Genomic DNA, 26,621 nt, shown 5'->3' with positions numbered 1-26,621 from the left:
GTCGTTCCTCCTCCGCCCCGGTCATACCGCCCGGTCCCTTCGCCGCACCTGGCGCAGCGTGCGTTCCGCGAGTGTGTCGAAGCCGATGCCGTCCAGACCGCCGACCGAGGTGGCCAGCCGGTTGTGCAGCGGCGCTGTCCAGCGGGACGGCAGCGCTTGCCGGGAGCCCGCGAGGAGCCCCGCGACGCTGCCGGCCGTCGCCCCGTTCGAGTCGGTGTCCCAGCCCCCGGAGACCGCACGGCAGACGGAACCGGTGAAGTCGCCGTCCGCGTGGGTCAGCGCCGCCGCGAGCAGCGCCGCGTTCGGCAGGACATGGACCCAGTGGTGGTCGCCGTACGCCGTGTGCAGCTCGTCCACGACCGACTCGAACGCGGCGGCGGTGCCCAGGGGTTCGGCGGCGGCCCGCGCGATACCGAAGCGCACGGCCGCCGCGTAACGGGAGCCGGGCGGCACGACCGAGAGGCCGGCCCGCAGACAACCGTGGACGTCATCGCCGCCGCCCGCGGCTGCCGCGATCACGGCGGCGGCGAACATCTCGCCGTACACCCCGTTCGCGGTATGGGTGAGCACCGCGTCCCGCCAGGCCGCTCCGGCCGCCGCGCCCGGGTCGCCCGGGTGGGTCCAGCCGAAGACATCGGCCCTGATCTGCGCACCGATCCACTCACGGAACGGATTGCGGTACACGGCGGTGTCCGGTGGCTCGATCCCGGCGAGGAGATTGCCGTACGCGACCCGCTCGGCGGTGAAGGTCCGGCCGGCCGGCAGCTCGTCCAGCCAGAGCCGCGCCACATCGGCGGTGCTGAAATCCGGCCCGTACCGTTCGAGCAACAGCAGGGCCAGCAGCGGGTAGTTGAGGTCGTCGTCCTCGGGGGCACCGTCGATGTTCTCGGCCAGCGACGTCGGGCGCGAGCGGCGGTTCCACGGGTGGGCGGCGGCCACTCCGGGGTCGAGTCCCACCTCGGTGAACCAGCCGTCCAGCGGCCAGTTGCCGGTCGAGCGGGCGAGGGCCCTGATGCCGTCGAGCGTCAGCTTCTCGACCGGCTTGCCGAGCACACACCCCGCGGCCCGGCCCAGCCAGGACGCCTCAAGCCGGGCGCGCAGCGCGTCCCGGTCGACGGGACCGGCTGGAGGGGCGGGCCAGTCGGGGCACAGCGCCCTGATCCCGGACAGCCCGGTCGGCTCGTCGGGGGCCAACGGCGAAGGGACAGCGGCCAGTTCATCGAGCAGCTCCACGGCGAGCGCACGCAGTTCCGGGGCGGCCGGTGCGGCGGAGGCGCCCGCGCGCGCCGGTGCCGGATGGCCGCCCGCCGCGGTCCACCGCTGCCGGGCCGCCGCCGGATCGCGGCCGTCCTCCTGCGCCTGGCGCAGCTCATGCCCCACCAGGTCCTCGGGCTGCACCCAGGTCAGCCGCAGCGCGGGGCCGGTCGCCGCCGGGGACACGGGGGCTGTCACCGGGCACCCGCGATCGCACCGAACAGCGCCTCGTGCTCACGGCGCCGCTCCAGATCGCGGGCGAACACCTCACGGGTGACGGCCGCGAGCCCGGCGGCCGGGGCGTGCAGATCGAGACGGCTCGCCGTGGCGACCTCCCCGGCCCACTCGGCGGGGACCGCGCCCTCGCCGTACAGTGCGCCGACGATCGCGCCGCTCATGGTGGCGATGGAGTCGCAGTCCCGGCCGTAGTTGACCGAGCCGAGCACCGTCTCGCGGAAGTCGCCGCGCCCCGCGAGCAGCATCCCCAGCGCCACCGGCAGCTCCTCGATGGAGTGCAGCCGCGAGGGGCGGCGGGCGCCGAGGGACGGCTTGCGGTACTCGGGGCCCACGGTGTCGAAGGGGGCGACCGCCTCGCGCAGCGGCTTCAGCGCCGACTCGTATCCGTCGTGCGCCGCTGCCGCCTCGCAGACCGCCTCGATCGCCGCGCGGGTGCCGTCCTTCGCCAGCGCGAGCACATCGCCGACCACCGATTCGGGGGTCGCGCCCGGTTTGCAGGCCGCGGCGACGGCCGCCGCGAAGACCGCGGCGGCCTCCCGGCCGTAACTGGACTGGTGGGCGCCCGCGATGTCGAGGGCCTCGGTGTACGCGTGCGCCGGGCTGCCCGCGTTGACCAGGCCGACCGGCGCCATGTACATCGCGGCGCCGCAGTTGACGATATTGCCGACCCCGGCCTCCCGCGGGTCGACGTGCCCGTAGTGCAGCCGGGCGACGATCCACTTCTCGGCGAGGAAGATCCGCTGCAACGGCAGTGCCTCCGCCTCCAGTTCGGGGATCCAGCGCGGGGTGCCCATCAGGTCGGGCACCAGATGGTCGGCGACCGCGTACGCGTCGAGGTGGTCGCGCACCGTCTCGTAGACGCGGATCAGCGCATGGGTCATCAGGGTGTCGTCGGTGACGTGCCCATCACCCTTGTGGTACGGGGCGATCGGCCGGGCCGTACGCCACTCCTCCTTGTAGAAGGGCTCGACGATGCCCTGGACACGGCCGCCGTGCCGCTCGCTGATGGCCTCCGGGGTCCAGCCCTCGACCGGGCCGCCGAGCGCGTCCCCGACGGCCGCGCCTATCAGGGCTCCGGTGGTGCGGTCCTCCAGGGATGGGGTGGGCACGGTCATGAGCGGGTTCCTTCCGGGAGGGCGTGCAGAGCGGAGGTGAGCCGTGCGGCGACCTCGACGAGATCGGTGCCGGCCAGCTGGGGCAGGGCGCAGCCGACGAGGGTGCGGCAGCTGTCCCGCCAGGTGTCGGGCAGGGCGGCGGCGCCGCCGATGGCGCCGGTGAGAGCACCCGCGAGGGCGGGCGCCGAGTCGGCGACCCGGGAGAGACAGGCGGCTGTGGGCACCGCCTCGGCGAGCGCGCCGCCTGCCGCGAGCGTCATCGCCAGGGCCACGGGTACGGTCTCGGCCGCGGCGATCCCGTAGCTGTAGACGTGGTCGACGATCTCGTGCTCCAGGACCGGGACCAGTGCGAAGGCGCTGCCGGGGCGGCCCGTTCCGGCGGCCGTCGCGGTCCTGGCGAGCGCCACCGCGTGCAGCGCGTTGCGGCGGATCTCGCTGCCTTCGGGGAGCTGCGCGAGCGCCTCGTCCACACAGGCCGCGGCGTCCGCGCCGCCCAGCGCGGCGGCGACAGCGGCGGCGATCGCGCGGGCGCCGTGCACCCCGTCGCCGTCCTGGGTGTAGCGCGCGTCGAACTCCGCGAGGCCGGCCGCGGCTGCCGGATCGCCCGGGTGCACCACGGCGAGCACGGCGGCGCGCACACAGGCGGCGTCGTCGAAGTGGTGCGGATTGTCGTGGCCGGTGGCGGGGGGCCGCAGCCCGGCCGCCAGATTGCCGAGCCCGGCCCGTACGGAGATTCGGGCGCGCAGCGGGATCAGCGCCGACTCGATCTCGTCGGCCTGCGCGGAGGCGGCGGCCACCTCGTCGGCGAGCGCGTTCCAGGCCAGCGCGAGCGCGGAGCGCACCCGCTGCTGCGGGGCGAGGTCGCTCTGCCCGGACGAGGCGGCCGAGAGGATGGCCCGCGCGGTGAACGCCGCCCACTCGGCGTCGTCGGAAGGCCCCAGCTGGAGCGGGGCCGGCGGCTGGTTCAGGGCGATGGGAACCGGGAGCGTGGTGGTGGCGTTCTGCTCGGCGAAGGTGTCCAGTTCGCGGGTGAGCCTGCGGGTCCAGTTGGGCAGCAGCGCGGCACGGTGCCGGCCGGCCGGCCAGCCCGCGGCGTCGCCCGCGGCGAGGCCCAGGAGCAGGCCCTCGACCCGGCGGTGCGGGTCGCGGCCGGAGAGCCCGGTGGTGGGATGGGTCAGCTGTGTGGTCACGAGGCGGCCTGCCTGTTGTGGGTCACTGCCGCGGGGTCGGTCGCGGGCGGCGGGTCGGTCGGGGTGGGCGGACCGGTCGTACGGCCGCTCCTGGTTGCCGTCGGCGGGCGGGTCGGGAGCCCCGCGCTGTCCGCCGTCGCCGGGCCGGCCGCGGTCGCCGCCGCTGTCGGAGACACGGCCGCCGTGTGCGGCGGGAGGAGGCCGTCGGCGACATCGAGGATGTGACGTCCTGCCATGGCGGGCAGACAGCTGCCGCGCACCGGTCCGATGGCGTCCGCCCAGTGGGCCGGGATGCCGCTCTCGCCTCCGAGCGCCCCGGCGAGCGAACCCGCCACGGCCGCCGTGGTGTCGGCGTCGCGGCCCATGTTCACGGCGGTCAGCACCGAGCCCCGGAAGTCACCGCGTGCGGCGATGAACGCCCCGAAGGCCAGACCCACCGCCTCGGGTGCCAGATCCGTCCAGGGATAGCCGCCGATCACCACGGCCGAGCGCACCGCGCGTTCGACCGGCAGCGGCGAGCCGTCCGGGCCCGGTACCGCCCGGCGGGCCGCGCTGACCGCACGGTGCAGCGAGCGCGCGGTCCAGGAGTCCTCGGGGATCACCGAGAGGGCGGCCTGCACCACCGCGTCGGGGCTGTCGCTCACCATCGCGGCGGCCACCCCCGCGGCGACGGCCTGTCCGCCGTAGATCCCCTCGCCGTCATGGCTGACCGTGCCGTCCACCGCGACCAGCCGGGCCGCCTCGGCGGGCCGCCCCGTCGCGTACACCCCGAACGGCGCGGCCCGCATGGCGAGTCCGTCGCTCCAGGCGTGCCGGTGCTGGGCGGAGATCGGGGCGGCGAGACCGCGCCGCAGGTTCTCCAGGGTGCCGCGCTCGCTGAACCCGGCGCCGCGGAACGGGCCTTCGTCGCGGTCGGCGATCCACAGGTGCCACGCCGCCTCGACATGCGCGACGGTCAGCGCCGAACCGTGCTCGGCGAGCAGCAGCCCCGAGAAGATCGCGTACTCGGTGTCGTCCGTACCGGCGGGCTCGTCCCGTACGAAGCCCTCGATACGGCCCCACCGCTCCCTGATCCGGGACGGTTTCATGTTCTCCGCCGGGGCCCCCAGGGCGTCGCCCACGGCGAGGCCGAGGAGGGCGCCCCGGGCGCGGTCGCGCAGCGTACGGGGGAGGGCCGGCCGCTCGGGCCGGAGCCGGGGCGGAGGGGGGCCGGTGGCCGTGCCGGTGGCCGGTTCTGGGCTGCCGCTCATGGGCTGATCGTGCTCATTTCTGGGGTTGTGCGGGCGCGGACGCGGGAGGCGTCAGCGCTGGTAGCGGTCGAGGACCCGCTGGCCGTCGCCGGCCAGTTTGGAGCGCAGCGAACTCAGACCGATCGAGCCGTTGTAGTACTCCTGGAAGGCCGGGGTGGCGATCTTGTCCTTCCACTCGGCGTAACCGCGCACGCCGAGTACGGGGGAGGGGACCAGATCGCCGGCCATCCCACTGCCCGTGCGCCAGCCGTTCTCCTGGGTGCGCAGCGCCGGGTCCTTGAGCGCCGAGCGGCTGTCGGGCAGCAGCCAGTCGCCGAGGGCGAGCCGGGCGGCGTTCCTGCCCTGGGTGAGGAAGGAGATGAAGTCGACGGCCGCCTGCTTGTGGTGCGAGTCCTGCGAGACCGAGAGGGTCTGCGGGACGACTCCCTGCGCGCTGCCGTGCGGTCCGCTTCCCGCGGGCATCGGCAGGACGGTCCAGCCGAAGCCCTTCGGCGCCTGCTGCTGGACCTGCTGCCGGAACGAGAAGTTGAGCGGCACCATGGCGTACTTCCCCGCGAAGAAGCCGGGCAGGGTGTCCGAACCGCCCATGCCCAGACTGCTCTTGGGAGCGGTGTGATCCTCGTTGATCTGCCGGTTGATGACCTGGGAGACCGCCGATTCGGCGGGCCCGAAGACCGCCTTGTTCTTGCCGCCGGACTTCCTGAAGATCTGCCCGCCGGTCGAGGCGGAGCTGTTCACGGACTGGCTGACCGGCTCCTTCATCGACCAGGCGACGCCGTACCGCCGGGTCGTGCCGCCCGGCCCCCGCGCCGTGAGCGCCTTGCTGACCTGCTCGAACTCCTGCCAGCTCCAGGGGTGGGCGACGGTCGGCACCCGTACCCCGGACGCCTTGAGCAGCTTGGTGCTGGCGACCATCACACGCGGCTCCTGGAGGAACGGCACACCGTAGATCCCCTTGCCGAAGGTGGCCGCCGACCACGCCCGCCCGGGGATGTCCTTCTTCAGCGAGGCGGGCAGCATCCCGCGGATGTCGGCGAGATAGCCGCCGTACGCGAAGTCCGTGAGGTCCGACGCGTCGTCATGGATGATGTCCGGCGCCTGGCCGCCCTCGAAGGAGGTCAGCAGCTGGTCGTGGATACCGTCCCAGCTGCCCTGCACATATTTCACCTGGACGTCGGGATGCTGTCTGTTCCACTGCGCGACCAGCGCCTTGTTGGCCGCCACCGACTCCTTCTGCCAGGCCAGGCTGAGGAATTGGAGCGTGACACGGCCGGACGGGTCAGGGGTGTCCCCCTGGCCGCAGCCCGCGAGGATGACGAGCCCGGCAGCGGCGGCCAGCGCCGTCGCCGCGGTACGGATCCTGGAAGGGGCGTGCGAACGGGACGGGGCGGGGAAACGGGTACGGACAGGGATACGCGTACGGATACGGGTGCGGATACGCATCAGCCCTTCACCGCCCCCGCGAGCATCCCGCCGACCAGCCTGCGCTGGAGCAGGGCGAAGAAGAGCAGGCTGGGGATGGTGGCGATGACGGAGGCCGCGGCGAGCGGCCCCAGGTCGGCGACGCCCTCGGCGCCGAGGAATCGGGTCAGGATCACGGACATCGTCTGGTTCTCCGGGGACTTGAGCAGGACGAGGGCGAAGAAGAACTCGTTCCAGGCGGTGACGAAGGTGAACATCGCCGTCGCGACAAGTCCCGGGGTGAGCAGCGGGAAGACCACACTGACCAGGGTCCGCAGCCGCCCGGCGCCGTCGACCGCTGCGGCCTCCTCAAGGGTGACCGGGACGGCCTTGACGTACCCCTGGAGCATCCAGAGCGAGAACGGCAGGTTCCACACCACGTACACCGCGATCAGCCCGGCCAGTGAGTTGATCAGGTGCAGGTTCTTCAGCACCAGGAACAGCGGGATGATGATCAGTACGAACGGGAACATCTGGCTGACCAGCACCCAGCCGTTGGCCACCGTCGACATGCGGCTGCGGAAGCGGACCAGCGCGTAGGCGGCCGGCACCGCGAGCGCCACCGAGAGCACCGTCGCGCTGCCCGCCACGATCAGGCTGTTGAGCGCGGAGTGCAGCAGCGGCTGCGCGTCGAAGGCGGCCCTGAAGTTGTCCAGGGTCGGATGCCTGGGGAGCCAGGTCGGGCTGATGGACCCCAGCTCCCGGGGGGACTTGAAAGCGGTGGACACCAGCCACACCAGCGGGAAGGCCAGGAAGACCAGGTAGCACAGGAGAGCCAGATACTGGCCGGTGCGGCCGGCCGTCCGCCTGGCGCGGAGCCGTGCGGGGACACTCATGCCGCCTCCTCCTTGAGCTTCTTGCGCAGGAACACGGTGAGAAGGACCGCGATGAGGGCGACCATCACCAGGCCCATCGCCGCCGCGTAGCCGAACTGGCCGTACTTGAAGGCCTCTTCGTACGAGAAGAGCATCGGCAGCCGGGTCTTGCCGCCCGGCCCGCCCTGCGTCAGCACATAGACCAGGCCGAACGAGTTGAAGTTCCAGATGAAGTTCAGCGCGGTCACGGCGACCACCACCGGCTTCAGGGCCGGCCAGGTGACGGAGGTGAAGCGCCGCCACAGACCGGCTCCGTCGAGCTGCGCCGCCTCCTTCAGCTCCACCGGCACGTTCTGCAGCCCGGCCAGCAGCACCACGGTGGTCTGCGGCATCCCGGCCCAGACCCCGACCACGATCACGGCCGGGAGCGCCACCGAGAGGCCGGTCAGCCAGTCGACATTGCCGCTGATCAGATGGGACTGCGTCAGGGTCTTGTTGAGGATGCCCGCGTCCGGGTGGTAGACGAGCCGCCACATGATTCCGACGACCACCTCGGGCATCGCCCACGGGACCAGCGCGAGGGTGCGGGCCAGCCAGCGGAAGCGCAGGTTCTCGTTGAGCAGCAGGGCGAGGCCCAGCGCCAGCACGAACTGCAGCACGGTGACGCTGACGGCCCAGACGATGCCGATCCGGAACGACTCCCAGAACAGCGAGTCGTGCAGCAGATCGGCGAAGTTGGCGAACCCGGTGAACCGCGTCGGCGTGGTGCGGCCGGCCTGCGAGTCGGTGAAGGCCAGCGAGAAGCCGTACAGCAGCGGCCCCACACTCAGCACCAGGATCGGGATCAGAGCGGGTGCCAGCAGGAACCAGGCCCCCCGGTCCAGGCCCAGCGCCTGTCGGCGCCGGCCGGGGGAGCGGGGCGGTGGGGTGCCGCGGTGGCCCGTGGCGTCCTTGCCCCGGGCTGCGGTGAGACTCATACGGACCTCGGGTTCTCCAGGTCGGTCGCCGGCGCGGTGGAGGCGCGTACGACGAGGCGGGGTACGGCGGTGCTGTGCTGCGGGGCTTCCGGGACCGTGCCCCGGCCGAGCCGGGCGAGCAGCAGCTCGGCCGCCCGGCTGCCGCGCTCGGCCGATCCCAGGTCGACGCTGGTCAGCGGCGGCCAGGCGGCCTGGGCCAGGCTGCTGTCGTCCATCCCCGCCACGGCGATGTCATCGGGGATGCGCACCCCGCGGGAGTGCAGGGTGCGGAGCGCGCCGACCGCCAGCTGGTCGTTGGCGCAGAACAGCGCGTCGGGTGATGCGGCCAGCAGCCGTTCGGCCGCCGCCGCGCCGGACTCGGTGGCGAAGCCGGTGCTCACCACGAGCGACTCGTCGTAGGGGAGGCCGAGAGCGTCGAGCGCCCTGCGGTAGCCGGTCGCGCGGTTGCGGCCGGGCACCGTGTCGAGCGGGCCGTTGATGAAGGCGATCCTGCGCCGCCCGGTCTCGTACAGATGGCGTACCGCGAGCCCGGCCCCGCGCACCGAGTCGGCGCGCACACTGTCGACCGGGACGTCCTCCGGCGGCGAACCGATGATCACGACCGGGGCCGCCGCGGCGCCGAGCACCTGCGCATAGGCGTCGGTGACCCGGATCGGGCAGAGGATCAGCCCGTCACTGGTGCGGTCGCCCAGACTGCGGACCGCGTCCAGCTCGTCCTCCACGACCGCCCCGGTGGAGTGCAGCAGCAGCCGGTATCCGGCGGCGCGGGTGACGGCCTGGATCCCGCGGACCATCGCCACGTACGCCGGGTTGCCGATGTCCGCCATCGCGAAGGTCAGCTGGCGGGTCCTGCCGCCCTTGAGGGAACGGGCCACCGCGTTCGGTACGTAACCGAGCTCCGCGACCGCGCGCTCGACCCGGGAGACGGTGTCGGGGCGCGCACCCACTCCGTTCAGCACCCGGGAGACGGACGCGATGGACACCCCCGCGCGCTCGGCGATCGACACGATGGTCGGTGTCCCGTTCTGCGGCATGCGTGCCTGCCCCCTGAGTTCAGCGGTCGTGGACGTGGTGGTGCTGTAAACGTTTCCAGCTACTGGAAACGTTTACAGATACTGCGGACCCGCCTCCTGGGCGTCAATGCGCCCGTCATGTGATCCATGTCTCCCCGGCGGTTCGGGGGGAATCGCATACGGGCTGGTCCCGGCCCTCCGCACCCCTGGTAAGTACGGCCTTCCTTGCTGGCGGGGGCCATTTTTCGTGCGTACTTTCGACGCTGTTCCCGGGTTCGCTGCGCGGAGCGGGGGCGCTGACGAGAAGAGAGGGCGGGGACCGATGTCCATCATGGAGAACGAGGCGACGCTGCATGAGGCGCACCGCGACAACCACACCCACCGGGACGTCAACGGCGGCTGGCTGCGCCCCGCCGTCTTCGGTGCGATGGACGGACTGGTCTCCAACCTCGCGCTGATGACCGGGGTCGCCGGCGGTGACGTCTCGCACCGCACTCTGGTGATCACCGGTCTTGCGGGCCTGGCGGCCGGAGCCTTCTCGATGGCCGCGGGCGAGTACACGTCGGTCGCCTCGCAGCGCGAGCTGGTCCAGGCCGAACTCGAAGTGGAGCGGCGGGAGTTGCGCAAGCACCCGCTGGACGAGATGAAGGAGCTCGCGGCGCTCTACGTATCACGCGGGGTGGAGCCCCGGCTGGCGGCCGCCGTCGCGGAGCAGCTCTCCAGGGACCCGGAGCAGGCGCTGGAGATCCATGCCAGGGAGGAGCTGGGCATCGACCCGGACGACCTCCCCTCGCCGCTGGTCGCCGCCGCGTCGTCCTTCGGGGCCTTCGCGCTGGGCGCGCTGCTCCCGCTGCTGCCGTATCTGCTCGGCGCCACCGTGCTCTGGCCGGCCCTGCTCCTCGCGCTGGTGGGGCTCTTCGGCTGCGGCGCCGTGGTGGCGCGGGTCACGGCCCGCTCCTGGTGGTACAGCGGGCTCCGGCAGCTGACACTGGGAGGGGCGGCGGCCGGAATCACCTACGCGCTGGGCGCGCTGTTCGGTACGGCGGTGGGCTGAGGCGTACGCGGGTGGCCCCCGGCGGGACCGGGCGAGGTGTTATGCGGCAGTCATCATAAGTATCGGTTACCCGGCGGTTTCGTGCCCCGGACCACCGGGCATAAGCCGGAAACACCGCAGACAGCCGCAGGCAACGTCGCCTGCTCCGTCAGTGGCTCACGGACGCCGACCCGGCCGTGTCGCTTCCCGCCTCCACCGCCTGCCGGTGTCCGCATGCTGGGATGAAACATCCGCTTTTCGAGAAGCATTCCATCATGTAACCTGCTCGAAATTTCGCAGAGGGCCAACGTCGTCCCTATGCACTTGCATATGCCACGACGACGACGGGAGAGCCGATGCGCATCCACGCCTGGTCGCCCATGGAGGGTCGCCCCGCCCCGCAGGGGATGTACGACCCCAGCAACGAACACGACGCCTGCGGTGTCGGGTTCGTGGCCACTCTTACCGGCGTGGCCAGCCACGAGCTGGTCGAGCAGGCGCTGACCGTACTGCGCAATCTCGAACACCGCGGCGCCACCGGATCAGAGCCGGACTCCGGCGACGGCGCCGGCATCCTGCTCCAGGTGCCGGACGCCTTCCTCCGTGAGGTCACCGGTTTCGAGCTCCCCGAAGCGGGCGCGTACGCCGTCGGGATCGGCTTCCTGCCGCTCGACGACAGCCCCGCCGCCGTCTCGCGGATCGAGACACTGGCCGCCGAGGAAGGGCTCACCGTCCTCGGCTGGCGCGAGGTCCCGGTCACCCCCGACCTCCTCGGCAGCGGCGCCCGCGCCACCATGCCCGAGTTCCGCCAGCTCTTCGTCGCCGACGCACCCGACGGGCAGGAAGCCCCCGCGACCGGTATCGCGCTCGACCGCAAGGCCTTCGTGCTGCGCAAGCGCGCCGAGCGCGAGGCCGGTGTCTACTTCCCGTCGCTCTCCGCCCGCACGGTCGTCTACAAGGGCATGCTCACGACAGGCCAGCTGGAGCCGTTCTTCCCGGACCTCTCCGACCGCCGCTTCGCCACCGCCGTCGCCCTGGTGCACTCGCGCTTCTCGACCAACACCTTCCCGAGCTGGCCGCTCGCCCACCCGTACCGCTTCGTCGCGCACAACGGCGAGATCAATACGGTCAAGGGCAACCGCAACTGGATGAAGGCCCGCGAGTCCCAGCTCGCGTCCGACCTCTTCGGACCGCAGAAGCTGGACCGGATCTTCCCCCTCTGCACCCCGGACGCCTCGGACTCCGCCTCCTTCGACGAGGTCCTGGAGCTGCTGCACCTCGGCGGCCGCTCGCTCCCGCACTCCGTGCTGATGATGGTCCCCGAGGCGTGGGAGAACCACGACTCGATGGACCCGGCCCGCCGGGCCTTCTACCAGTACCACTCGACGATGATGGAGCCCTGGGACGGCCCCGCCTGCGTCACCTTCACCGACGGCACCCAGGTCGGCGCGGTCCTCGACCGCAACGGCCTGCGCCCCGGCCGCTACTGGGTGACCGACGACGGCCTGGTCGTCCTCTCGTCCGAGGTCGGCGTCCTGGACATCGACCCCGCGAAGGTCGTCCGCAAGGGCCGGCTGCAGCCCGGCCGGATGTTCCTCGTGGACACCGCCGAGCACCGCATCATCGAGGACGACGAGATCAAGGCGGGCCTCGCCGCCGAGCAGCCGTACGAGGAGTGGCTGGAGAGCGGCGAGATCGAGCTGGAGGACCTCCCCGAGCGCGAGCACATCGTGCACACCCACGCCTCGGTCACCCGCCGCCAGCAGACCTTCGGCTACACCGAGGAGGAGCTGCGCATCATCCTCGCGCCGATGGCCCGCACCTCGGGCGAGCCGCTCGGCTCCATGGGCACCGACTCGCCGATCGCCGCGCTCTCCGCGCGCCCCCGGCTGCTCTTCGACTACTTCACCCAGCTCTTCGCACAGGTCACCAACCCGCCGCTGGACGCCATCCGTGAGGAGCTCGTCACCTCGCTGCGCTCCACGCTCGGCCCCGCGGGCAACATCCTGGAGCCCACCGCGGCCTCCTGCCGCAGCGTCACGCTGCCCTTCCCGGTGATCGACAACGACGAGCTGGCCAAGCTCATACACATCAACGCCGACGGCGACATGCCGGGGATGAAGGCCGCGACGCTCGCCGGTCTCTACCGGGTCGGCGGCGGCGGCGACGCGCTGGCCGCCCGGCTGAAGGACATCTGCGACGAGACCGACGCCGCCATCGAGGCCGGCGCCCGGCTGATCGTCCTCTCCGACCGGCACTCCGACGCCGAGCACGCCCCGATCCCCTCGCTGCTGCTCACATCGGCCGTCCACCACCACCTGATCCGCACCAAGCAGCGCACCCAGGTGGGGCTGCTCGTCGAGGCCGGCGACGTGCGCGAGGTGCACCATGTCGCGCTGCTCATCGGATACGGCGCCGCCGCCGTCAACCCGTACCTCGCCATGGAGTCCGTCGAGGACCTGGTCAGGGCCGGCACCTTCATCGAGGGCCTGGAGCCCGAGCAGGCCATCCGCAACCTGATCTACGCCCTCGGCAAGGGCGTCCTGAAGGTCATGTCCAAGATGGGCATCTCGACCGTGGCCTCCTACCGGGGCGCTCAGGTCTTCGAGGCCGTCGGACTCGACCAGTCCTTCGTCGACACCTACTTCAACGGCACCGCCACCAAGATCGGCGGCGCCGGACTCGACGTCGTCGCCACCGAGGTCGCCGCCCGGCACGCCAAGGCGTACCCCCCGTCCGGCATCTCCGCCACGCACCGCAAGCTGGAGATCGGCGGCGAGTACCAGTGGCGCCGCGAGGGCGAGCCGCACCTCTTCGACCCGGACACGGTCTTCCGTCTCCAGCACGCGGCACGCTCCGGCCGGTACGACATCTTCAAGAAGTACACGGACCGGGTGAACGAGCAGTCCGAGCGGCTGATGACGCTCCGCGGCCTCTTCGGCTTCGCGTCCGGCCGCACCCCGGTCCCGCTGGACGAGGTGGAGCCCGCGTCCGAGATCGTCAAGCGCTTCTCGACCGGCGCCATGTCGTACGGCTCCATCTCCCAGGAGGCGCACGAGACCCTCGCCATCGCCATGAACCAGCTGGGCGGCAAGTCCAACACCGGTGAGGGCGGCGAGGACGCCGAGCGTCTCTACGACCCGGCGCGCCGCTCGTCCATCAAGCAGGTCGCGTCCGGCCGCTTCGGTGTGACCAGCGAGTACCTGGTCAACGCGGACGACATCCAGATCAAGATGGCGCAGGGCGCCAAGCCCGGCGAGGGCGGCCAGCTGCCCGGCCACAAGGTCTACCCGTGGGTCGCGAAGACCCGGCACTCGACGCCGGGCGTCGGCCTCATCTCGCCGCCGCCGCACCACGACATCTACTCCATCGAGGACCTCGCCCAGCTGATCCACGACCTCAAGAACGCCAACCCGGCGGCCCGCATCCATGTGAAGCTGGTCTCCGAGGTCGGTGTCGGCACGGTCGCCGCGGGCGTCTCCAAGGCGCACGCGGACGTCGTCCTCATCTCCGGACACGACGGCGGCACCGGTGCCTCCCCGCTCACCTCGCTGAAGCACGCGGGCGGCCCCTGGGAGCTGGGCCTCGCCGAGACCCAGCAGACGCTGCTGCTCAACGGCTTGCGCGACCGCATCGTCGTCCAGACCGACGGCCAGCTGAAGACCGGCCGTGATGTCATCATCGCCGCGCTGCTCGGCGCCGAGGAGTTCGGTTTCGCGACCGCGCCGCTCGTCGTCTCCGGCTGCGTCATGATGCGCGTCTGCCACCTGGACACCTGCCCGGTCGGCATCGCCACCCAGAACCCGGTGCTGCGCGAGCGCTTCTCCGGCAAGGCCGAGTACATCGTGAACTTCTTCCGCTTCATCGCCGAAGAGGTCCGCGAACTCCTCGCCGAGCTGGGCTTCCGTACCCTCGAAGAGGCCGTCGGCCACGCCGAGCTGCTCGACACCGAGCGGGCGGTGAACCACTGGAAGGCCCAGGGGCTCGAACTCGCCCCGCTCTTCCACGTCCCCGACCTGCCCGACGGTGCGGTACGCCACCGGACGGCGGCGCAGGACCACGGGCTGGAGAAGGCGCTCGACAACCAGCTGATCAAGCTGGCGGCCGACGCGCTGGACGCCGACTCCGCCGAGTCCGCCCAGCCGGTGCGCGCGCAGGTCGCCATCCGGAACATCAACCGGACCGTCGGCACCATGCTCGGCCACGAGGTGACGAAGAAGTTCGGCGGCGCCGGCCTGCCCGACGACACCGTCGACATCACCTTCACCGGCTCCGCGGGCCAGTCCTTCGGCGCCTTCGTCCCGCGCGGTGTCACGCTCCGTCTTGAGGGCGACGCCAACGACTACGTCGGCAAGGGCCTCTCCGGCGGCCGGGTCGTCGTCCGCCCGGACCGCGGCGCCGAGCACCTCGCCGAGTACTCCACCATCGCGGGCAACACCATCGCCTACGGCGCGACCGGCGGCGAACTGTTCCTGCGCGGCCGCACCGGCGAGCGGTTCTGCGTCCGCAACTCCGGCGCGACGGTCGTATCGGAGGGTGTGGGCGACCACGGCTGCGAGTACATGACCGGCGGCCACGCGGTGGTCATCGGCGAGACCGGGCGGAACTTCGCCGCCGGTATGTCGGGCGGCATCGCGTACGTCATCGACCTGGACCCGGACAACGTCAACGCCGGCAACACCGGTGCGGTCGAGCCCGTCGACGCGACCGACAAGCAGTGGCTGCACGACGTCGTGCGCCGCCACCAGGAGGAGACCGGCTCCACCGTGGCCGAGAAGCTGCTGGCCGACTGGGACGCCGCGGCTGCCCGCTTCAGCAAGATCATCCCGACCACCTACAAGGCAGTGCTCGCCGCCAAGGACGCCGCTGAGCTGGCAGGTCTCTCCGAGAACGAGACCACCGAGAAGATGATGGAGGCGGCGACCAATGGCTGACCCCAAGGGCTTTCTGACCACGGACCGCGAGGTCGCGCAGACCCGCCCCGTCGATGAGCGGGTGAAGGACTGGAACGAGGTCTACGTCCCCGGATCCCTGCTGCCGATCATCAGCAAGCAGGCCGGGCGCTGCATGGACTGCGGCATCCCCTTCTGCCACAACGGCTGTCCGCTGGGGAACCTCATCCCCGAGTGGAACGACTACGCGTACCGCGAGGACTGGTCGGCGGCGTCCGAGCGGCTGCACGCCACCAACAACTTCCCGGAGTTCACCGGACGCCTCTGCCCGGCGCCCTGCGAGTCGGCGTGCGTCCTCGGCATCAACCAGCCGGCCGTCACCATCAAGAACGTCGAAGTCTCGATCATCGACAAGGCGTGGGACAGCGGCGACGTCACCCCGCAGCCGCCCGAGCGGCTCTCCGGCAAGACGGTCGCGGTCATCGGCTCGGGCCCGGCCGGCCTCGCCGCCGCCCAGCAGCTGACCCGGGCCGGGCACACGGTCGCCGTCTACGAGCGCGCGGACCGCATCGGGGGGCTGCTCCGGTACGGCATCCCCGCGTTCAAGATGGAGAAGTCCCACATCAACCGGCGTATCGAGCAGATGCGCGCGGAGGGCACCAAGTTCCGTACCGAGACGGAGATCGGCCGCGACATCGACGCGGCGAAGCTCCGCCGCCGCTACGACGCGGTGGTCATCGCTGCCGGTGCGACGGTCTCCCGCGACCTGCCCGTACCGGGCCGCGAGCTGAACGGCATCCACTTCGCGATGGAGTACCTGCCGCTCGCCAACAAGGTGCAGGAGGGTGACCTCACGGTGGCCCCGATCACCGCCGAGGGCAAGCATGTCGTGGTCATCGGCGGCGGCGACACCGGCGCCGACTGCGTGGGCACCGCCCACCGCCAGGGCGCCAAGTCGGTCACCCAGCTGGAGATCATGCCCAGGCCCGGCGACGAGCGGAACCCGGGCCAGCCCTGGCCGACCTTCCCGATGCTCTACAAGGTCACCTCGGCGCACGAGGAGGGCGGCGAGCGCATCTACGCCGTCTCGACCACCCACTTCGAGGGCTCGGCGCCCGAGGAGGGGGAGACGGTCGGGAACGTCAAGTACCTCCACCTCGTCGAGGTGGAGTTCAAGGACGGCAAGCTGGAGCAGCAGCCCGGCACCGAGCGCCGGATCCCCGCCGAGCTGGTCACCCTGGCCATGGGCTTCACCGGCACCGACCAGGCCAACGGCCTCGTCCAGCAGTTCGGCCTCGAACTCGACGCCCGCGGCAACATCGCCCGCGACGCCGACTTCGCGACCAATGTGCCCGGCGTGTACGTTGCTGGTGACGCGGGCCGCGGCCAGTCGCTGATCGTCTGGGCGATCGCCGAGGGCCGTTCGGCGGCGCGCGGCGTGGACCGCTTCCTCACGGGCGCCAGCGAGCTGCACGCCCCGATCAGGCCGACGGACCGGGCACTGACCGTCTGACGGCCCTACAGAACGTCCCGCACAATGGGGTGCGGAACTGAACGCGGCGCCTGCCTTGTCCCCGACCGGACACTGGGTGGGCGCCGTGGCGCGTCCGGCGGCCCCTGACGGCGGGCCCGGCCTGGGCGGACGAGAGAGCGGAGCAGCGGAGGATGCGGGCGTGACGGTACGGATACTGCGGGCAGCCGGCCGGGCAGCCACGCCCTGGAAGAACGGCGGCGGGGTCACCCGCGAGATCGCCGCGTGGCCCGAGGGCGCCGGGATGGACGGTTTCGCCTGGCGGGTGAGCCTGGCCGATGTCGGCGCCGACGGGCCCTTCTCCGTCTTCCCCGGAGTCACCAGGGTGCTGACGGTCGCCGACGGCGCGGGGATGGAGCTGACGGCCGGCGGGGTGGCGCTCCGGGCTGACGAGCGGTTCGTGCCGCACCGCTTCGCCGGTGATGTGCCGACCCACGGACGCCTGCTCGGCGGCCCTGTCGTGAACTTCAACGTGATGTACCGCGAGGCGCTCACCGACGCGCTCACCTCGGTCGTACGCGGCAGTCTCGCCGTCGCGGTCCCGCCGGAAGCCACCGTGCTGGTCGTCGCCCTGGACGGGGCCGCCGTCCTGGAGGACACGGGCGACGCCCTGGGCCCCTACGACGCCGCGGTCGTCACCGGGGAGTCACCAGGGGTGCTGCGGGCGGAGGGCCACACCGCGCTCGTCACCCTGCGCAGCCGCTGAATTCCCTTGCGCCACAGGGCGGTTGAGGCATGATGCGATCATGGCTTCCTTTGTACGTCATGTGACAGTCGACTGTGCCGACGCTTATGAGCTCGGCAGTTTCTGGGCCAGGGCCCTCGATATCCCGCTCGCCGACGACGACAGGCCGGGCGACCCCGAGGCGCTGATCCAGGCGACCGGATTCGGGCTGCTCTTCATCCAGGTGCCCGAGCCCAAACAGATCAAGAACCGTCTGCATCTGGACCTCCAGCCGACGGACCGTACCCGGGAGGAGGAGGTCGAGCGGCTGCTGGCGCTGGGCGCCACGCTCGTGGAGGACCACCGCAGGCCCGACGGGCGGGGGTGGGTCACGCTGGCGGACATCGAGGGCAACGAGTTCTGTGTCGAGCGGAGCACCGCCGAGCGCTCCGGGGACTGACCGGCCGCGGGAGAGTGCCGACGGGCGCGGTTCCCGGACCGTCCGGTCGTCAGGCCGCCCCGTCCGGACCGCCCCGCCCCGTGCGTACTGCCCCGTCCGCCCCGTCCGGGCGTGGGGTCAGTGGCGTACCAGGCAGAAGGGGTGCCCCGCGGGGTCCGCGTAGATACGCCAGCCAGGGGCGCTGTCGTCGAGCAGATGGGCGCCCGCGTCGAGCACCTCGACCTCCGCCCGGTCCAGGTCGGGCACACCGAAGTCCAGATGGAACTGCTGGGGCCTGGTCGGGTCCGGCCAGGCTGGTGCACGGTGGTTCTCGGCGCGCTGGAACGCCAGGACCAGACCGGAAGCGGTGTGCAGCGTGGACCAGTCGGAGTCGAGCGACCAGCGGGGGTCGGGCCGGTCGACGCTGCCGCCGAGGACCGCCCGGTAGAACGCGGCCAGGTCTGCGGGTTCGGGGCAGTCCAGCACTATGCACTGCAATTCGGCGATCATGCCCGGAATCCTAGGCCGGTGGCCGCCGCGCCCCGCAGGGGGAGGGGGCGTCCCGGACCTCACGGGCGGAGGTGAACGGCAATCGAACAGTGGCGGGATCTTTCATCCGCCGGGCTTGTTCTGCCGGCCGTCGGCGGCCGTCACGGGACGGCATGCCGGCGGCCCGGCGCACGGGGCAACTGTGCTTCCTTGTCAGGCGAGTTGATCCACCCCGCCTGTTCCGTACGGGCCGGAGGCGCCGGTCGGAGGGGTGCGGCGAGATCATCCGGGTCCCGTCGCCTCCGGACATCCCGGCGGCAGGCGTGCTAGGCTGACGACGTTGCAGTTTTGGTACCCATGAACTTTATGTGCGCCTGACGGGAATGCTCCGACAGGCGCATTATTGTTTTCCGGCTTTCTCCGGGTGGGGTTCAATGCGGCGACGCGGAATTCGTAAAGTGCGAATTTCCGGCACTGCACCTGTTGAGGAGAATGTTATGGCCACCGGTACCGTGAAGTGGTTCAACTCGGAAAAGGGCTTCGGCTTCATCGAGCAGGACGGCGGCGGCGCCGACGTCTTCGCCCACTACTCGAACATCGCCACCCAGGGCTTCCGTGAGCTCCAGGAGGGCCAGAAGGTCTCCTTCGACGTCACGCAGGGCCAGAAGGGCCCGCAGGCGGAGAACATCGTTCCGGCCTGATTGTCGGACGCGTACCTCGCTGACCGGGGCCCGCACCTCCAGGGTGCGGGTCCCGGTTTGTGCTGTCCTACATCCGGCAGGAAGGCTTGAACCGCATGACCCGCTCCGCTGAACGCCCGGCACGCCCCGCACGCACCAGTCCGCCGAGGGGCCGCGGCAAGGCCCCCGCAAAGTCTCCGGCCCGCAAGGCCGCTCCCAGGCCTGCCGAATTCACCCTGCCGGAGACCCTCACCCCCGCGCTGCCCGCCGTCGACGCCTTCGCCGAGCTGGACATGCCGGCCGCGCTCCTGAAGACCCTCGCCGCCCAGGGGGTCACCGACCCCTTCCCGATCCAGGCCGCGACCCTGCCGAACTCCCTCGCGGGCCGCGATCTGCTCGGCCGCGGGCGTACCGGCTCCGGAAAGACCCTCGCCTTCGGACTGGCGATGCTGGCCCGTGTCGCCGGCCGCCGCGCCGAGCCGAAGGCGCCGCTGGCTCTCGTGCTGGTGCCCACCCGTGAGCTGGCGCAGCAGGTCACCGACGCGCTGACGCCGTACGCCACCTCGGTCCAGCTGCGGCTGACCACGGTCGTCGGCGGGATGTCGATCTCCCGGCAGTCCGGCGCGCTGCGGCGCGGCGCCGAGATCCTGGTCGCCACTCCGGGGCGGCTCAAGGACCTCATCGAGCGCGGCGACTGCCGCCTCGACCAGGTTGGGATCACCGTGCTCGACGAGGCCGACCAGATGGCCGACATGGGCTTCATGCCGCAGGTCACCGCGCTGCTCAAGCAGGTCGAGCCCGGCGGCCAGCGGATGCTGTTCTCGGCGACCCTGGACAAGAACATCGACCGGCTGGTCAAGATGTTCCTGACCGACCCGGTCGTGCACTCCGTGGACCCGTCGGCCGGCGCGGTGACCACGATGGACCACCATGTGCTCTACGTCGCCGACGAGACCGACAAGAAGGCCGTCACCACCCGCATCGCGGCCCGCGACGGCCGGGTGATCCTCTTCCTGGACACCAAGCGTTCCGTGGACCGCCTGGTGAAGCGGCTGCTCGCCAGCGGGGTACGGGCGGGCGGCCTGCACGGCGGACGCTCCCAGCCGCAGCGCAACCGCACTCTCGACCAGTTCAAGAACGGCCAGGTCACCGCGCTCGTCGCGACCAATGTCGCGGCGCGCGGCATCCACATCGACGACCTCGACCTGGTCGTGAACGTGGACCCGCCCACCGACCACAAGGACTATGTCCACCGTGGCGGCCGCACCGCGCGGGCGGGCGAGTCGGGCAGCGTCGTCACGCTCGTGCTCCCGGAGCAGAAGCGTGACATGACCCGGCTGATGTCGGACGCCGGCATCTCGCCCAGGACCGCCAGGGTCAGGTCCAGCGACGAGGAGCTCACCCGGATCACCGGGGCGCAGGAGCCATCGGGCGTCGCGGTCGTCGTCGACGTACCGCAGCAGGCCACCGCACCGCAGCGGCGCTCCAGGCCCAGCAGGCCCGCGAACGGGGCCGCGGCTCCCTCCGGGCAGGGCCGCGGTGGCCGTGGCCGCCGCGGTGGTCAGGGCCAGGGCGGCGGCCAGAGCGGTCAGGGCCGTGGCGGCGCGGGCCGCGGTGCCGGCGGCGCTGGTCAGGGCCGTGGTGGCCAGGGGCGCGGCGGTCAGAGCCGTGGTGGCCAGGGCGGGCGCAGGGCCGCTGCCTGATCCGACCGTGCGGCCGGGCCCCTCCGCGGAGCGGGCCCGGCGTCAGCTCGGCGGATGCAGGTCGATACGGACCGTCAGCAGCTCTGTCCCCATCGCCCGCACGACCGCCGCGTTCAGCGCGCGCAGCGGATGCCGGCGGACGAGGGCGCGCTGCCGGGCGTACGGGTCGTCGCCGGGGAGCAGCTCGGCCGTCCCGGGCACCCAGACGAAGCGCCGCCCCGCACGCAGCCGGACCCGCACATCGGGGCAGGCCCGGATGTTGCGTACGTAGTCGGCGTGCGTGCCGTGCTCCGCGACGATCCAGAACACCCGGCCCTCCCTGCCCTCGCCGACCGGGGTGGTGCGGATCTGCCCGGTGACCCGCCCGCGTGTCTCCAGCAGCGCGTAGCCGGGGGCGGCGCCCAGCCGCAGCAGCAGCCGGACCGGAGGGTTGACCAGATACCGCTGGAGCGGCCGCACCAGTGCGTGCTTGGTCTCTACGCGCATGAGAATCACTCTCCAGGTCTCCAGGTCTCCAGGTCTCCGGTGGCCGTTACAGCCGTCAGGCGGCGCAGCCGGGCGGGCCGGTCGGGCGTCGCTCTCCGTTGTTGCTGACCGGTGTCGCTGGCCGGTGCCACTGTCCTGTGTCACCGTCAGGTGTCGCACTCCAGGACCGTGCGGCAGAGCCCGCAGCGCGCCCGGACCCGGCCCCGGACCGGCACCCTGATCCGCTGCTGGCAGGTGGGGCAGGCGAAACTGACGCGCAGTCCGTCCGCCGCCCGCTCGAAGGCGTACGGCAGTCCGGGGCCGGTGCGGCCCCCGTGCTCCAGCGCGTACCTCCGGTGCTTCGCATAGGCCCGGCGCCCCGCCCACCCCGCCGCGGTCAGCGGCGGCCGGCAGGCGTCCTGACCGGCCCTGGTCCGACCCTTCGTGTACGCCGTGTAGGCCTGCGGGCTGGTGAACCAGACCGACGGGTCCTCGTCGAAGAGCGCCGCCCGCTTGGCCAGGACGTACCCGAACTCCTCCGGGGTGAGATAGCCGAGCTTCTGGCTGGACACCGCGTCCTCGCGGAACGCGTCCAGCAGCAGCCAGCCCGCCCCGAGATAGGTCGCCGCGGTGTCCGTGAGGATCTCGTTGTCCCGGGTCCCCGCGAAGCCGAGACCGAGCCGGTGCAGCAGCACATGGGTGATCTCATGGGCCAGAGCCGCCCCGATATCGGCCCTGTGGGTGCGGAAACGGTCGTTGAGCTCGATGAAGTACTCCGGTCCCGCCGTCAGTTCGACCGCCGCCGCGTGCTCCATCCCGCGGAAGCCGACGACCATGCGCGCATCCGGCAGCCGCAGCTGGTGGACCAGCGCACGGGCCACCCGCTGGGCGCCCAGATGCAGATCGTCCAGGTCGGAGAAGGCCACATCGGCGGGGGCGACGCTCGGCGCGTAGCCGAGCACACCCTCGTACGAGAGACGTCTGTGGAGCGCCGTGATCGCCGCCCGCACGGTCTCCAGATGCGGAAATCCGTGTACGACCTCGCTGTCGTCCGTCACACACCCACTCTACGACCGGGCGGAAACCCCGGACAGCGGCCATTGTCGTGGGAACAGCCCATTCCGGGCGAGGGGTCCGCCCCCGGTCCGGAACGGGTTTGAGGATCCCTCAGCCCCCACGAGAGGAAGCCCGTTGAACCAGCCAGAGCGCACCATCGGACGATGCGCGGCCCTGGGCGCCGCCGTACTCGCAGCCCTCAGCCTCCAGCCCGCCCCGGCCTCGGCCGCCGCACCCGAGCCCGTCGTCGGAGGCACCCGGGTGGCGGAGGGCCAGTACCCCTTTATGGTGCATCTCTCCCAGGGATGCGGCGGCGCCCTCTACGCCAAGGACATCGTCCTCACCGCGGCCCACTGCGTCACCGGCTCAGGGGCCAACACCTCGATCACCGCGACGGCGGGCTCCGTCGACCTGCAGGGCCCGCACGCCGTCCACATCAAGTCCACCCAGGTCGTCCGGGCCCCCGGCTACGAGGGCAAGGGCAAGGACTGGGCGCTGATCAAACTGGCCGCGCCCTTCGACCTGCCGACCCTGCCCCTCGTCACCGGTACGGCCTACGACAACGGGAACTTCACCATCGCGGGCTGGGGCTCGACGAGCGAGGACGGCGGCCAGCAGCGCTATCTCCGGCAGGCGACGGTCCCGTACGTCTCGGACGAGAAGTGCGCGGAGGCGTACAAGACGCAGTTCCACGCGAGTGACGAGATCTGCGCCGGAGACGTCGACAAGGGCGGCGTCGACACCTGCCAGGGCGACTCCGGCGGACCGATGTTCCGCAAGGACGACAAGGGCGAGTGGGTCCAGGTCGGGATCGTGAGCTATGGCCAGGGCTGCGCCGAGCCGGGCTACCCGGGTGTGTACGCCCAGGTGTCCGCGCTCTCGGCGGACATCAGGTCGGCCGCGGACAAGCTGCACTGAGGACGGCGCCGGAGACCAGGACAGAGGGCCGGACATCGCGATAGTCCAAGACCTCTCCCTCCTTTGTCCATAGGCGCACACTCCCCGCCCCTCCATCGTGACGTGCACGGATGACCGTCGCGATGGAGGAGCAGGCGTGCACGAAGAAGACCGAGGGCCCAGCCGCAGGACCGTAGTGGCCGCCACCGCGCTGGCCGGTGTCGGAGCGGCGTTCGCCACCCCGTCCGCCTTCGCCGCGGACACGGCGGCCACGGGCTCCGGAACCGCCGGCGCGGCCGAGACCGTACTGCGCTCCGACGCGCTCGACGTACGCGTCGACCGCGGCTTCCCGCGCATCGTGTCGTACACCGACCGCCGGACGGGTGCGCTGCTGCACGGGCAGGAGGAGCCCGTCGCCTCGGTACTCGTCGACGGGACCGCGCACACCCCGAAGGTGACGTCCAGGCCGGGCCGGGACCGGATCGCGTACACCCTCGCCTTCGACGGCGGGACCGAGATCGGCGTCGAGATCAGGGTCTCCGGGTGGCGGACCGACTGGCGGGTCACCCGGATCGCGGACACCGCGGCGCTGCGCGTGGGGACCCTTGAGATCCCCGCGCTCGCCTTCCTCTCCGTACGCAGCGACCAGCCGGGCGCCACCCTGCTGGCCGCCAAGCTCGACCTCGACAAGGCCAAGAGCGGCGACACCCTGGTGAAGGTCGCGCCCGGCAGCGCGGCGGACCCGGCGCCGGTCGGCTGCGCGTACGCCGTGGTGGCGCACGACCGGCTCGGCGGCGCCGTCGAGACCAACACGGTCTACGACAAGCCGGCCGACACGCCCGGCGCCACCTGGGAGAACGGCCGGATGTGGCGGCAGACCGTCAAGAAGGACGGCTATGTCAAGGCGCAGCTGGCCTGCGGCCAGTGGACCCACCGCGCGGACACCTCGCCTGTGGACGCCACCGAGCCGCTGCCGTACGCGACCGTCGTCGTCACCCGGGACCGCAACGGCGACGGTGTCGTCGACTGGCAGGACGCGGCCATCGCCTTCCGCGACATCATGGTGACCCCGCTCGGCGCCGACGACACCCATCTGCGGGTCGTCCCGCACATCCCCTTCAACTTCGCCTCGCAGGCCACCAATCCGTTCCTCGCGACCCTCGACAACGTCAAGCGGATCTCGCTCGCCACGGACGGGCTGCGCCAGTACACGCTGCTCAAGGGGTACCAGTCGGAGGGCCACGACTCGGCGCACCCCGACTACGCGGGCAACTACAACGAGCGGGCCGGCGGGCTCGCCGACATGAACACCCTCGTCAAGGAGGGCAGCAAGTGGAACAGCGACTTCAGCGTGCACGTCAACGCCACCGAGTCGTACCCCGTCGCCCACGCCTTCTCCGAAAAGCTCGTCGACAAGACCGACAAGCAGTGGGACTGGCTCGACCAGTCCTACCGCATCGACTCCCGGCGTGACCTGGTATCGGGCGACATCATCAAGCGGCTGCGGGACCTGCGCAGGGACGCGCACCCGGCGCTCAACGCCATCTACTTCGACGTCTTCCGCGAGTCGGGCTGGAACGGCGACCGGCTCCAGCGGGCCCTGCGCGAGCAGGGCTGGACGGTCAGCAGCGAGTGGGGCCACGGCCTGGAGCGCTCGTCGGTCTGGTCGCACTGGGCGAACGAGACCGACTACGGCGGCGACACCTCACGCGGTATCAACTCCCAGCTGATCCGCTTCATCCGCAACCACCAGAAGGACGTCTTCTCCAACAAGTGGCCCACGCTGCTGGGCGCCGGACGGATGGGGAACTTCGAGGGCTGGGTCGGCAAGACCGACTGGAACGCCTTCTACGACATCATCTGGACCGAGGCGCTGCCCGCGAAGTACCTCCAGGCCTACCCGGTCAAGCGGTGGACCGAGCACGAGATCACCTTCTTCGGCCCCACCGGGACCGTCGTCGGCGACACCGACGGCAACCGCCGGATCACCACCGACGGACGGGTCGTCTACACCGGCGGCAGCTATCTGCTGCCCTGGGAGCCCCGCAGGGCCACCGACCCGGAGAAGCTCTACCACTACAACCCGAAGGGCGGCTCCACCACCTGGCAGCTGCCGCGCGGCTGGGCGCACTCCTCGCGCGTCGCGCTCTACCGGCTCACCGACCAGGGCCGGGTGCACACGGGTGACCTGGCGGTCCGCTCGGGCAAGGTCACCGTGGAGGCCACCGCGGGACAGCCGTATGTGCTGTACCGCTCCCGGGTGGCGGCGCCCGCCGAGCCCCGGTGGGGACAGGGCACCCCGGTGTACGACCCCGGCTTCAACTCCGGCTCCCTGAAGGGCTGGAAGACCACGGCCGGGGGGACGGCCTCCGTCGTGCGCAGCACCATCGGCGACTACGAGCTGGTGATCGGCGCCGGAGCGGCCACCGCGGTCAGCCAGCGCCTGGGACGGCTGCCCGCCGGGACCTACGCCGCGTCGGTGCAGGTCGAGGTCGGCAAGAAGGCGGGGGAGCGGCGCCGGGCCGCCCTGGAAATCCGTACTGCCGACGGGGTCACCGCCGCCAACTGGACCGACACCTCGTGCGCGGGCAACTACGTGGCGGCGGACCGCAAGTCCGGCACCCGCTTCCAGCGGATGTTCACCTACTTCAGCGTGCCGGAGAGCGGCGGCCGGGTCGACCTGACGCTGCGGGCGGCCGCGGGCGACGCTCAGGTGCGCTTCGACAATCTGCGGATCGCCGCCGCGAAGCCCACCCGCAGGGCGGGAACGCTGGCCTTCGAGGACTTCGAGAACGTCCCGCAGGGCTGGGGCGTCTTCGTCAAGGGCGACGCGGGCGACACGACCGACCCGCGGACCCATGTCGGGCAGCGGCACGCGCCGTTCACCCAGCGGGGCTGGAACGGCAAGGTCATCGACGACGTCATCGACGGCAGCCAGTCGCTCAAGTCCCGTGGTGAGAACGGCGGGCTCGTCTACCGGACCGTGCAGCACACCGTCCGCTTCGAGCCGTCCAAGCGGTACCGGGTCTCCTTCCGGTACGAGAACGACACGGCGGGCCAGTACGCCTGGATCACCGGCGTCGACGAGCCCGCCCCGCGCGAGCTGGACCGCAAGGCGCTGCCCGTGGCGACCGGACCGACGGTGCTGAGCTACGAGTTCACCGCCCCGGCGGACGGCGACGCCTGGGTGGGGCTGCGCAAGGTCGGCGACGACGGGGTCGCCGAGTTCGCGCTCGATGCCTTCGAGGTCCGGGAGGTGTAGCCGGGGGATGGCCGGCCCCCTGTGCCGGGGGCCGGCCCTGCGGCGTCCGGTGCGCGCCGGACGGACCGGCCCTGCCGTGCCCGTCCGGCGGCGGGCGGCGGGCGGCGGGCGGCCCTGCGTACCCGCCCGACGGCGGGCCGGCTCACCCGCAGCGTTGGCCCCGGCTCGGCCGCCTCAGGGCAGCATCGGCCCCGGCTT

20 protein-coding genes are annotated in these 26,621 nt (G+C 71.8%); 9 read left to right on the top strand and 11 right to left on the bottom strand.

Annotation, left to right across the window (positions count from 1 at the left end; translation table 11 throughout):
- Positions 1-21: 21 nt before the first annotated feature.
- From ACWGKJ_RS25525 to ACWGKJ_RS25490, 8 genes are read right to left on the bottom strand one after another with little or no spacing between them, the layout of a single operon-like run.
- Complete coding sequence (locus ACWGKJ_RS25525; RefSeq protein WP_385023232.1) at positions 22-1,452, bottom strand: ADP-ribosylglycohydrolase family protein; 1,431 nt, start codon at positions 1,450-1,452, stop codon at positions 22-24.
- Positions 1,449-2,606, bottom strand: coding sequence for an ADP-ribosylglycohydrolase family protein (locus tag ACWGKJ_RS25520; RefSeq protein ID WP_385023230.1), 1,158 nt, complete (start codon positions 2,604-2,606; stop codon positions 1,449-1,451). The genes ACWGKJ_RS25525 and ACWGKJ_RS25520 overlap by 4 nt, the downstream gene beginning before the upstream one ends.
- A complete protein-coding gene (locus ACWGKJ_RS25515; RefSeq protein WP_385023228.1) occupies positions 2,603-3,796 on the bottom strand; it encodes an ADP-ribosylglycohydrolase family protein in 1,194 nt (397 codons plus the stop codon). The genes ACWGKJ_RS25520 and ACWGKJ_RS25515 overlap by 4 nt, the downstream gene beginning before the upstream one ends.
- Entirely contained in the window at positions 3,793-5,046 is a 1,254-nt protein-coding gene (locus ACWGKJ_RS25510) for an ADP-ribosylglycohydrolase family protein (RefSeq protein ID WP_385023226.1), read from the bottom strand. The genes ACWGKJ_RS25515 and ACWGKJ_RS25510 overlap by 4 nt, the downstream gene beginning before the upstream one ends.
- Before the next feature lie 51 nt (positions 5,047-5,097).
- The gene (locus ACWGKJ_RS25505) at positions 5,098-6,489 is read right to left on the bottom strand and encodes an ABC transporter substrate-binding protein (protein WP_385023224.1); all 1,392 of its coding nucleotides are present in this window, start codon (positions 6,487-6,489) and stop codon (positions 5,098-5,100) included.
- Entirely contained in the window at positions 6,489-7,343 is an 855-nt protein-coding gene (locus ACWGKJ_RS25500) for a carbohydrate ABC transporter permease (protein ID WP_385023222.1), read from the bottom strand. The genes ACWGKJ_RS25505 and ACWGKJ_RS25500 overlap by 1 nt, the downstream gene beginning before the upstream one ends.
- Positions 7,340-8,299, bottom strand: a complete 960-nt coding sequence (locus tag ACWGKJ_RS25495) for a carbohydrate ABC transporter permease (protein WP_385023220.1) — start codon at positions 8,297-8,299, stop codon at positions 7,340-7,342. Before ACWGKJ_RS25495 ends, ACWGKJ_RS25500 begins: the two co-directional genes overlap by 4 nt.
- Positions 8,296-9,333: a LacI family DNA-binding transcriptional regulator gene (locus tag ACWGKJ_RS25490; protein WP_385023218.1), complete on the bottom strand. Its 1,038-nt coding sequence runs from the start codon at positions 9,331-9,333 to the stop codon at positions 8,296-8,298. The genes ACWGKJ_RS25495 and ACWGKJ_RS25490 overlap by 4 nt, the downstream gene beginning before the upstream one ends.
- A 301-nt stretch (positions 9,334-9,634) precedes the next feature.
- Here ACWGKJ_RS25490 and ACWGKJ_RS25485 point away from each other — a divergent pair, with 301 nt between their 5' ends.
- The 5 genes from ACWGKJ_RS25485 (at position 9,635) to ACWGKJ_RS25465 (ending at position 17,892) form a co-directional block, all read left to right on the top strand.
- Positions 9,635-10,366 carry a VIT1/CCC1 transporter family protein gene (locus ACWGKJ_RS25485; protein ID WP_385023216.1) on the top strand — a complete coding sequence of 244 codons (732 nt, stop codon included), beginning with the start codon at positions 9,635-9,637 and terminating at the stop codon, positions 10,364-10,366.
- Positions 10,367-10,701: 335 nt separating this feature from the next.
- Positions 10,702-15,279, top strand: a complete 4,578-nt coding sequence (gene gltB / locus ACWGKJ_RS25480) for a glutamate synthase large subunit (protein WP_385023214.1) — start codon at positions 10,702-10,704, stop codon at positions 15,277-15,279.
- Positions 15,272-16,750, top strand: coding sequence for a glutamate synthase subunit beta (locus ACWGKJ_RS25475; RefSeq protein WP_385023212.1), 1,479 nt, complete (start codon positions 15,272-15,274; stop codon positions 16,748-16,750). Before gltB ends, ACWGKJ_RS25475 begins: the two co-directional genes overlap by 8 nt.
- 160 nt (positions 16,751-16,910) lie before the next feature.
- Complete coding sequence (locus ACWGKJ_RS25470) at positions 16,911-17,474, top strand: HutD/Ves family protein (protein WP_385023210.1); 564 nt, start codon at positions 16,911-16,913, stop codon at positions 17,472-17,474.
- Positions 17,475-17,514: 40 nt separating this feature from the next.
- Complete coding sequence (locus tag ACWGKJ_RS25465) at positions 17,515-17,892, top strand: VOC family protein (RefSeq protein WP_385023208.1); 378 nt, start codon at positions 17,515-17,517, stop codon at positions 17,890-17,892.
- A gap of 117 nt (positions 17,893-18,009) precedes the next feature.
- Here ACWGKJ_RS25465 and ACWGKJ_RS25460 read toward each other — a convergent pair whose 3' ends face one another.
- Complete coding sequence (locus tag ACWGKJ_RS25460) at positions 18,010-18,381, bottom strand: VOC family protein (protein WP_385023206.1); 372 nt, start codon at positions 18,379-18,381, stop codon at positions 18,010-18,012.
- A gap of 476 nt (positions 18,382-18,857) precedes the next feature.
- Here ACWGKJ_RS25460 and ACWGKJ_RS25455 point away from each other — a divergent pair, with 476 nt between their 5' ends.
- Positions 18,858-19,061 (top strand): cold-shock protein, encoded by a 204-nt coding sequence (locus ACWGKJ_RS25455; RefSeq protein WP_015607926.1) that lies wholly within the window; start codon positions 18,858-18,860, stop codon positions 19,059-19,061.
- A 95-nt stretch (positions 19,062-19,156) separates the two neighbouring features.
- Positions 19,157-20,743 carry a DEAD/DEAH box helicase gene (locus tag ACWGKJ_RS25450; protein WP_385023204.1) on the top strand — a complete coding sequence of 529 codons (1,587 nt, stop codon included), beginning with the start codon at positions 19,157-19,159 and terminating at the stop codon, positions 20,741-20,743.
- Positions 20,744-20,785: 42 nt separating this feature from the next.
- Here the strand turns inward: ACWGKJ_RS25450 and ACWGKJ_RS25445 are convergent, their stop codons facing one another.
- The gene (locus ACWGKJ_RS25445) at positions 20,786-21,229 is read right to left on the bottom strand and encodes a nitroreductase/quinone reductase family protein (RefSeq protein WP_385023202.1); all 444 of its coding nucleotides are present in this window, start codon (positions 21,227-21,229) and stop codon (positions 20,786-20,788) included.
- A 146-nt stretch (positions 21,230-21,375) separates the two neighbouring features.
- Complete coding sequence (locus ACWGKJ_RS25440; RefSeq protein ID WP_385023200.1) at positions 21,376-22,266, bottom strand: hypothetical protein; 891 nt, start codon at positions 22,264-22,266, stop codon at positions 21,376-21,378.
- Positions 22,267-22,399: 133 nt separating this feature from the next.
- Here ACWGKJ_RS25440 and ACWGKJ_RS25435 point away from each other — a divergent pair, with 133 nt between their 5' ends.
- Complete coding sequence (locus ACWGKJ_RS25435) at positions 22,400-23,182, top strand: S1 family peptidase (protein WP_385023198.1); 783 nt, start codon at positions 22,400-22,402, stop codon at positions 23,180-23,182.
- 136 nt (positions 23,183-23,318) lie between these two features.
- Positions 23,319-26,423: an endo-alpha-N-acetylgalactosaminidase family protein gene (locus ACWGKJ_RS25430; protein ID WP_385023196.1), complete on the top strand. Its 3,105-nt coding sequence runs from the start codon at positions 23,319-23,321 to the stop codon at positions 26,421-26,423.
- The last annotated feature ends 198 nt before the right edge of the window (positions 26,424-26,621 follow it).

The sequence above is a fragment of the Streptomyces sp. NPDC054757 genome (genome assembly GCF_053612185.1).
Note: the sequence above shows the minus strand (reverse complement) of the source record. Positions and strands in the feature narration are given on the sequence as shown.